This window comes from Salifodinibacter halophilus (assembly GCA_012999515.1).
GTDB classification, from domain to species: domain Bacteria; phylum Pseudomonadota; class Gammaproteobacteria; order Nevskiales; family Salinisphaeraceae; genus Salifodinibacter; species Salifodinibacter halophilus.
Genome location: JABEEB010000639.1, coordinates 1 through 241, shown reverse-complemented (window position 1 = coordinate 241; position 241 = coordinate 1). Strand labels below are relative to the sequence as shown.

The 241-nt window shown below is 71.0% G+C and carries 1 protein-coding gene; it reads left to right on the top strand.

Features of this window, described 5'->3' with window-relative positions; genetic code table 11:
* The coding region (locus HKX41_13120; GenBank protein ID NNC25075.1) for an energy transducer TonB at positions 1 to 241 on the top strand (241 nt) is incomplete at both ends.

Genomic DNA, 241 nt, shown 5'->3' with positions numbered 1-241 from the left:
GCAGAACCTGCTGCTCGGCCATCTGGAAAAGTTCCGCCGCTACCCGCGTCAAGCCCAGCGCCTGAACCAGCAAGGCGTCGCCTATGTGCGCTTCGCCGTCGACCGCAGCGGCGCGGTCTCGCAGATCCGCATCGGCCGCAGCAGCGGCTATCCCGCGCTGGATGCCGGCACGCTTGAGACGGTGAGGCTCGCCGCGCCCGTGCCGGCGCCGCCGGCCGGGATCGAAGGCGATCCGGTCGAT